Below are 7,571 nucleotides of genomic sequence, written 5' to 3' on the forward strand. Positions count from 1 at the left end.
GATGGCGCTCGGAGCTAGACCGTTTTCAATTTTTAAAATGAAATATTATGTTGTTTTAAAAACTCATCCTTCTTTTTCCTGGACCATTGTTTAAATTCGTATTCAGCCCTCATAGCTTCGCTCTTTTCCGAAAATGATTTGGAGAAGACCAGTTTAACCGGCCCTCTGCCTCTTGTGTATTTGGCCCCTTTTCCTCCATTATGGGTTTTTACCCTTTTTTCAAGATCATTCGTGTATCCTGCATATAAACTTCCATCCCTGCATTGAAGAACATAAAAATAATGGCTATTCTCCATATAAAATCTCTCTCATTTCAGATGTATATTCATTTTCTTCATTATATACAAATAATGGAGGCAAAATTTTTAAATCCGGGCTCCCGTTTTTAACAGCTTCAATCAGCAAGGTATTCGCGTCTTTCCCTGCCTTTGGATATACAAATTGCACTTTTTTCGGTTCAAGCCTATATTTGCGCATTAAAGTAACAATATCCAGGAACCTGCCCGGCCGATGAACAAATGCAACCTTGCCTCCCTGTCTCGCCAGCTGGCTTGATGCTTTAATGGCATCCTCAAGGGTACATAGAATTTCATGGCGGGCAATGGCCAAATGTTCATTTTCATTGATTTCATCACGGGATGGTGTCGGAAAATACGGAGGGTTGCAGGTCACAACATCAAATTTCCCATACCCCAGGACCTTGGGCATTTCTTTAATATCTCCATGGATCATTTGAATACGTTCCTGAAGTTTGTTATATTCAATGCTCCTTACTGCCATATCAAACAATCGCTCCTGAATTTCCACCCCTGTGATTGTTCCCTTTGTTCTTGCACTTAAAAAGAGCGGAATCACCCCATTTCCGCTGCATAAATCAATGAGATTTCCTTTTTGAATCGGCACATATACAAACCGGGCCAGCAGTACAGCATCCAGCGAGAAAGAAAAAACGGCCGGACTCTGGATGATTCGCATATCCTCTGCCAGCAAATAGTCCAGCCGTTCACCTTCTTTTAATAAGTCCATTCTCGAACCTCCATGTTTCTCTGTTTCTTATGATTAGTGTTATCTGCAGAAGACTAATTAAGCCTCTTTCATATGGAAAAATAGCCTTCCTTAAATCAGGAAGGCTAAAAGTTTACTTCTTATTAAGGAAAGACAAGCAAAACAGGCAGTCGCCCTCTTTTCTAGGGCTGCCAAAATGGAGATTGCAAATGTGAAAGCCTTCCTGGTAGAGGCGGGCCAGATTATCATAACCTTCCCCGATATCAATCACCTTATCATCATCCGCAGCTCCGGCAGGCTGCACTGCTTTTTTCTTTTTAACCGATCTGCTTTCCTTTTCCGTAGATATGTCTAAATGGCGTCTTAAATGTTCATTTTCCAGCTTTAAAGAGTTATTCTCTTCAAGTATTTCTGCCAAATGCTGCTTTAACTCACCAAGCTGCTGATATAACTCTCCAATTTGGGTTTCCATGTTACTTACTGAGTCAAAGATTTCTTTTTTATCCACGCCTTCCACCTCTTAATCTGTGGACTGAACTGATACAGCACCTTGTTTTAAAATTTCATCGAGTGTATATTCGAGTACGCGCTCCTGTTCTTTAACATCCACTTGAAGAACACGCTCCAATATATTTAAGCCTACCACTTTACCAGGTCCATCAGGAGTCTGAATCCATTCCCCTAGGTCCGGAAGCTGTTCTTTAGCTGCTTCGTACTCATCATTCTCATATTTCAGGCAGCACATTAAGCGCCCGCATAAACCTGATATTTTTGTAGGGTTTAACGAAAGATTCTGGTCTTTTGCCATCTTTATGGACACTGGATCAAAATCGCCCAGGAATGTAGAACAGCAAAGCATCCTGCCGCACGGGCCAATTCCACCCAGCATTTTCGCTTCATCCCTTACACCAATCTGGCGAAGTTCAATTCTTGTCCGGAATATGGCTGCAAGGTCTTTTACGAGTTCACGAAAGTCAACTCGCCCATCAGCCGTAAAATAAAATATGACTTTATTTCGATCAAATGTATATTCAACATCCACAAGCTTCATATCAAGCTGATGCGTATTGACCTTCTCACAGCAAACCTCATATGCTTCTTTAGCGGCCTGCTTGTTCTCCTCAACAATCATGCGATCCTTTTGATCTGCAATACGAAGAACCTTTTTTAATGGCAGGACAACATCATGTTCATCAACCTGCTTCGGGGCTATTACTACTTTTCCATACTCTACGCCTCGAACGGTTTCGACAATGACAAAGTCATCCTTTTGTATTGAGAGATCTCCGGGATCAAAATAATAAATCTTGCCCGCTTTTTTAAAGCGCACTCCTACTACTTCATACAAAGGAAGATCCCTCCTGCAATTTTAACACAAGCTGTTCCATCAACAGCTGCGGATTCATATTTGCCTGTAATTTTCTTTTTGCTTCCAAAACAGCCGTCATCTGTTCAGTAAGACGCTTTGTTGAAGATTGCAGTGCAAACTGCCCTAAACGTTTCTTTTCGTTTAGATGGACAACCTGGTCTTGTTTCCCAAGCTGTATATATAATAAATCTTTAAAAATAAGAAGTAATAAATCTAAGCCGCGATCAATCTGTTCTTTCTCTTTAAAGTGCAAGAACCAATCCTCTTGAAGGGCAACCATTGCCTCAAGCGGATTTTTCTTAACCACTTCATATAATTTTAACACTATTTTTTGTGCTTGTACAAACCAATCATCAGAACTATATTCCAAAGCCTCATCCAAATTATTGGTAATTTGTGCAAGTAATGGTGCCTGGCTCGGATCTACTCCATTATTCTTTAATTGTTCGATCATTTCAGCAGGGGATAAAGGTTTAAAAGCAATTGTCTGGCAGCGGGATAGAATAGTAGGAAGCATTTGCTGGGACTGTTCTGTAATTAAAATGGCAGTCGTTTGCGAATGAGGTTCCTCCAGAAATTTCAGCAGGCTATTGGCGGCATTTACAGTCATCCTGTCTGCATGTACAATCACATAAAGTTTTCTTTTTGATTCTACACCTGTCTTTGAAAATTCTTCCTGAAGGCTTTGAATCTGACTCTTTTTAATAGACTGCCCGTCCGGCTCTACGATATGGACATCCGGATGGTTGCCGCTATTAATCCTTTTACAGTTTGAACATGTTTCACATGGAACATACCCTTCAAGGGGAGTCTTACAAAATTGGCTTTTTGCTAACAGCATGCTTGCTTCCCGCTTCCCCGTCCCTTTCATTCCCTCAAACAAGTAGGCGTGGGCCAGCCGATCCTTCACGATGCTATTTTTAAACATTTTCAATACGACTGGCTGTATGGCCTTCAGCTGTTCCCACGTTTTTCCCACAACGATCACTCACTTACGTATATAAATTTATTAAAAGACCTTTAATTTCTCCGACTTTTCCAAGTATATCAATCGAAGACTCTTCTTTTTTCATTAATTCATCAGTCAGCTCAGAAAGCGTTTCATCAATGGTTTCGACAACCTTTAGGGACCGGCCTTGTCCAAACTGATTCCAGCTATGTGATTGCTTAAGCTCCATACCAAAGTCAACGGCTTCCTTCACGAACCGCTTAACCAATGTTTTAAACTTGGCTAAGTCTTTAAAAGTCTGGGAGCGGGCAAGGCGTTCTCCGGCTGCATCTATATCTTTTAATAGTCCCTGGAGCTGTGAAGTCTGCATCTTCTGGTCCTGCTTTTGAACCAGTTCATAAAACTTTGCGCCATTACCCGCTGACTGTTTTTGATCCTGGCGGATATTTTCCATTTTAAGCCGAAGATCCTGATTGATTTTCATACATTATCCTCCGCAAAAGGGACAGCATTGGCCCCTGTAAATACTATAATGATTTATTAAAAGTGGTGGAATTGCTCGACAGGCAATACAAAGACTGTTGCGCCGCCCACTTCTACTTCTACCGGATACGGCACATAAGAATCAGCGTTTCCGCCCATTGGGGAAACCGGTGCAACAAGCTGATCTCTTGCCCGGCAGTTTTCTTTAATAATCTGCAGGGCCCGTTCCACACGAATATCCTCTGTGCCGATCATGAAAGTTGTATTCCCGGATTTCAAAAACCCGCCAGTACTGGCCAATTTTGTTGCACGAAAATTATTATCCACCAAGGCATTCATAAGTTTATTGCTATCCTGATCCTGTATTACTGCCAGGATTAATTTCATAGACCCATCCCCTTTACTGTTTTTTATCCGATGTTTCTACCTTTATTATATCAATTATTTTATGCTCAAGCAGAAATAAAGGGAATACTGCGGAGATTATTTTTGATTTCTGCCTGAAGCTGCGGCACTGCAAATAGCAGAAGTGACATGCTCTTTCACTCACATTTCTTATAAAAAAACCTTAAAGACATAAAATCTTTAAGGTTCGCTCTTATATTTTCGCTTCTAGCACTTCTTTTAGTTTTGCTTCTGCCTGCTTATAGACATCATCCACAGATTTGGATGCCTCAACCTTATAGATTCTGTCAGGATAAAGCTCCATTAATTTAAGGTATCCCTCGCGTACTTTATGGTGAAAATCTAAATTTTCAAGGTCAAGACGATTAACTTCCCTGCCTTTATGCTGATTGATTCTCTCCAATCCATCCTCTGGTTCAATATCAAAGTACAATGTTAGCTTAGGCATCATTCCCTCAATCGCAAAGCTGTTAATGGAGAAGACTTCCTCAATGCCTAATCCCCGGGCATAACCTTGATAAGCAAGAGAGCTGTCAATAAACCGATCACATAGTATTAAATAACCTTTTTCTAGCGCGGGTTTTACCTTTTCAACCAGGTGCTGCCTTCTAGCTGCGGCATATAAAAGAGCTTCGGTCCTGGGATCCATTTTTGTATTTTTTTTATCAAGGATTACACCTCTGATTTGTTCCGCAATTTCAATTCCGCCAGGCTCTCTCGTTTGAAGCACCTGGTAGCCTTCCGCTTCCAGCCCGTTTGCCAGCATATTAATGATTGTCGTTTTTCCGGCACCTTCAGGCCCTTCAACGGTAATAAACATTCCATTATTCATGTTACTTCCTCCAGCAGTTCAATAGTCATTCATATATTTTAATGATGCCTTGTTTTATATTTTCCTCATCTTGAAAGCGCGCACCAGCGTCCTTAAGAATTCTTATATTTTGGATATCTGCCTTTTGTATTGGTTCCCCCGGAAATAAAAGCGGAATGCCCGGCGGATAAGGGGTCACCTGCTGTGCGCATATCTTGCCGACAGAGTCAGCCAGTGGAACTGGTTTGATGGCAAGGCCTTCGCGTTTTTTTTGATTTAAAACAAGTTTTGAAACAGGACTTTTTGAAAATATAATTTTCTTTTTTTGATCTTCTGTGTGTATATAAGAATTTATTCCTTCCTCTATACAACTGACAACCCGATCAACAGGATAGTCCATATTTGATTTTAGCAGCGGAAAAACAAGCAAAACGTTATAGGGATCAGCCATTTCTGAATAGATACCGTGCTGCTCCAGAATTTGCTGAAGTTCAAATCCGCTTAAGGAAGTTATTGATTGAATTGTAACCTTTAAAGGATCGCCGATATTATTCTCATAAGGCAGGACTTTAATGCCTTTTATTGTACTTAAGGCATTCCTGAAACTTACAACATTCTCGTATAGTTTTTCCGCATCTTGATCTGAAAAAGAAGCTAAATACGCTCTGGCCATATCAAGCGAGGCCATAATTGGATAGGAGGGGCTGCTTGATTGGAGAATTCCCAAATAGCTACGTAGTTTTTCTTCGTTTACAAGTTGGCTATTAAAATGCAGGTATGCCCCCATCGTCATAGCAGGCAGTGTCTTATGGGCTGATTGTATGACAATATCCGCCTGGAGCTGAACTGCAGAAGAAGGAAAACACGTTCCTCCTATAAAATGTGCCCCATGTGCCTCATCCACAAGCACAGGTATTCCATACTGATGAGCATGTTTAATAATCTGCTCCAAGTCGAAAACCATTCCATAATAATTAGGGTACGTTAAAATCAGCGCTTTGGCATACGGATATTGCTCGATTGCTTCTTTTACCGTCTCTAATGACACCCCTCCAGCCACGCCCCAATCCTGGTTGTATTCAGGCGCTAAAAAAACCGGAGTTGCCTTAGCCAAAGAAATGCCGTTAAGGATCGATTTATGGCAATTTCGCTGTACTAATACGGTATCATTCTCTTCAGCAGCCGCCATAATCATGGCGAGGTTTCCTGCAGTTGACCCATTTACCAATAAATAACTCGTGGAGACACCGTACAAATTTGCAAGCAGCCTTTGAGCTTCCAATATTACTCCCTCGGGAGAGTGCAGGTCATCCAGGCCACTGAGTTCTGTAGCATCCAGCTTTAAGATATCTTTAAAGTATTCTGCCCCTCCATAGCTTATAAGTTCCCCATACTTATGTCCCGGGACATGAAAAGATATAGGATTCTGTATGGCATGCTTTTTTAATTGATTAAATAATGGAGTCCGTTCCTGATTCATTTCATCACCAAATTATCGCACTTTCTTAGATTCTCATCCTATTTTAACAAATAGGGTATATCCTATAAAGAGCCAGCACCTGCAATATAGCCAGTCCTCACATTAAATAAACAATTTTATAAAGAAATCCGTTATAGACATACACCCAAATAGGATTCTCATCATACAATATTAATCAAGTTACCTCAAAAAACGCCTATGAATATTCAAAAAATTGTATACAATAAATCATTGCTGGGCAGAATAAGTGTATGGAGGTGGAGTGATTGGGTTCGCTATTAGCAAAAAAACATGCAGGAGAAGAATGTGTCATTTGCGAGCAGGCTAAAACAAGGGGAATACATCTATACACTTCTTTTATCTGCACAGATTGTGAAAAAGATTTAATAACAACAGATACAAGCAATCCAAAATATAATTATTACTTAAAGAAACTAAAAAAAATAACCATGCCAGAAATATTTTCTTAATAGGGAGCTCCTCGGATGGGGGCTTTTTATTTTTGCTGGGACTTATGCCGATAGGCAAGACAAGATCTGGAGTTGTGGGGAAAGAGGATAAATGGATTTTTTTACTCCTTTATTAACCATCAAATTATACGAGTTGTTGCTCAAAGCTTCACAGTAAAATTTTCACTGAAAATGCAGGCCATTTGTGGTTGCTCGATTTAGTGTTATAGCTTTAAAAGAGCGCCATAGAGCCAACTGACCGATATATGGAAAAAGTGACCGATAAAAATGAAATCTGACCGATATATCGGAAAAGTGACCGATAAAATAAAATTCTGGCCGATAAATCAATAAAAGTGACCGATATTTGCCAAAACAAAGGCGAGTGACCAAAATGGCCTCTTTAAAAAAGCCTCTTTAAGAGAAATAAGCGATATTTATAGCTGAAAAATAAATAAAAACACCAAAAAGAGCACCTATTCAGGTACTCTTCATTTGCCCGGCAGCGTCCTACTCTCACAGGGGGACAGCCCCCAACTACCATCGGCGCTGAGAAGCTTAACTTCCGTGTTCGGTATGGGAACGGGTGTGACCTTCTCGCTATCGCCACCAGACTATTT

Annotated in this window: 10 protein-coding genes and 1 rRNA gene; 1 reads left to right on the forward strand and 10 read right to left on the reverse strand. The window is 40.5% G+C overall.

Annotated features, from left to right (window positions below; all coding sequences use genetic code 11):
• Positions 1-32 precede the first annotated feature (32 nt).
• From DFO73_RS26650 to DFO73_RS26690, 9 genes are all read right to left on the reverse strand, one after another.
• A complete protein-coding gene (locus DFO73_RS26650; RefSeq protein ID WP_110067683.1) occupies positions 33-296 on the reverse strand; it encodes a GIY-YIG nuclease family protein in 264 nt (87 codons plus the stop codon).
• Positions 286-1,026 carry a tRNA1(Val) (adenine(37)-N6)-methyltransferase gene (locus tag DFO73_RS26655; protein WP_110067684.1) on the reverse strand — a complete coding sequence of 247 codons (741 nt, stop codon included), beginning with the start codon at positions 1,024-1,026 and terminating at the stop codon, positions 286-288. The genes DFO73_RS26650 and DFO73_RS26655 overlap by 11 nt, the downstream gene beginning before the upstream one ends.
• Positions 1,027-1,138: 112 nt before the next feature.
• Positions 1,139-1,513: a DNA replication initiation control protein YabA gene (gene yabA, locus DFO73_RS26660; RefSeq protein ID WP_110067685.1), complete on the reverse strand. Its 375-nt coding sequence runs from the start codon at positions 1,511-1,513 to the stop codon at positions 1,139-1,141.
• A gap of 12 nt (positions 1,514-1,525) precedes the next feature.
• Positions 1,526-2,353 (reverse strand): PSP1 domain-containing protein, encoded by an 828-nt coding sequence (locus DFO73_RS26665; RefSeq protein WP_110067686.1) that lies wholly within the window; start codon positions 2,351-2,353, stop codon positions 1,526-1,528.
• Positions 2,346-3,353, reverse strand: a complete 1,008-nt coding sequence (holB, locus tag DFO73_RS26670) for a DNA polymerase III subunit delta' (protein ID WP_110067687.1) — start codon at positions 3,351-3,353, stop codon at positions 2,346-2,348. The genes DFO73_RS26665 and holB overlap by 8 nt, the downstream gene beginning before the upstream one ends.
• 13 nt (positions 3,354-3,366) lie before the next feature.
• Positions 3,367-3,807 carry a YaaR family protein gene (locus tag DFO73_RS26675; RefSeq protein WP_110067688.1) on the reverse strand — a complete coding sequence of 147 codons (441 nt, stop codon included), beginning with the start codon at positions 3,805-3,807 and terminating at the stop codon, positions 3,367-3,369.
• Between the two features lie 56 nt (positions 3,808-3,863).
• Complete coding sequence (locus DFO73_RS26680) at positions 3,864-4,193, reverse strand: cyclic-di-AMP receptor (RefSeq protein ID WP_009336682.1); 330 nt, start codon at positions 4,191-4,193, stop codon at positions 3,864-3,866.
• A gap of 211 nt (positions 4,194-4,404) precedes the next feature.
• Positions 4,405-5,043, reverse strand: a complete 639-nt coding sequence (tmk, locus tag DFO73_RS26685; RefSeq protein ID WP_110067689.1) for a dTMP kinase — start codon at positions 5,041-5,043, stop codon at positions 4,405-4,407.
• A 25-nt stretch (positions 5,044-5,068) separates the two neighbouring features.
• Positions 5,069-6,502 (reverse strand): aminotransferase class I/II-fold pyridoxal phosphate-dependent enzyme, encoded by a 1,434-nt coding sequence (locus tag DFO73_RS26690; protein ID WP_110067690.1) that lies wholly within the window; start codon positions 6,500-6,502, stop codon positions 5,069-5,071.
• A gap of 266 nt (positions 6,503-6,768) precedes the next feature.
• On the opposite strand from DFO73_RS26690, the gene DFO73_RS26695 reads away from it, so the two are divergent.
• Positions 6,769-6,972, forward strand: a complete 204-nt coding sequence (locus DFO73_RS26695) for a sigma factor G inhibitor Gin (RefSeq protein ID WP_110067691.1) — start codon at positions 6,769-6,771, stop codon at positions 6,970-6,972.
• A gap of 476 nt (positions 6,973-7,448) precedes the next feature.
• Here the strand turns inward: DFO73_RS26695 and rrf are convergent.
• A 5S ribosomal RNA gene (gene rrf, locus DFO73_RS26700) occupies positions 7,449-7,565 on the reverse strand.
• Positions 7,566-7,571: the final 6 nt, after the last annotated feature.

The sequence above is a fragment of the Cytobacillus oceanisediminis genome (assembly GCF_003182355.1).
In the GTDB taxonomy this organism is placed as follows: Bacteria; Bacillota; Bacilli; order Bacillales; family Cytobacillaceae; genus Cytobacillus; species Cytobacillus oceanisediminis_A.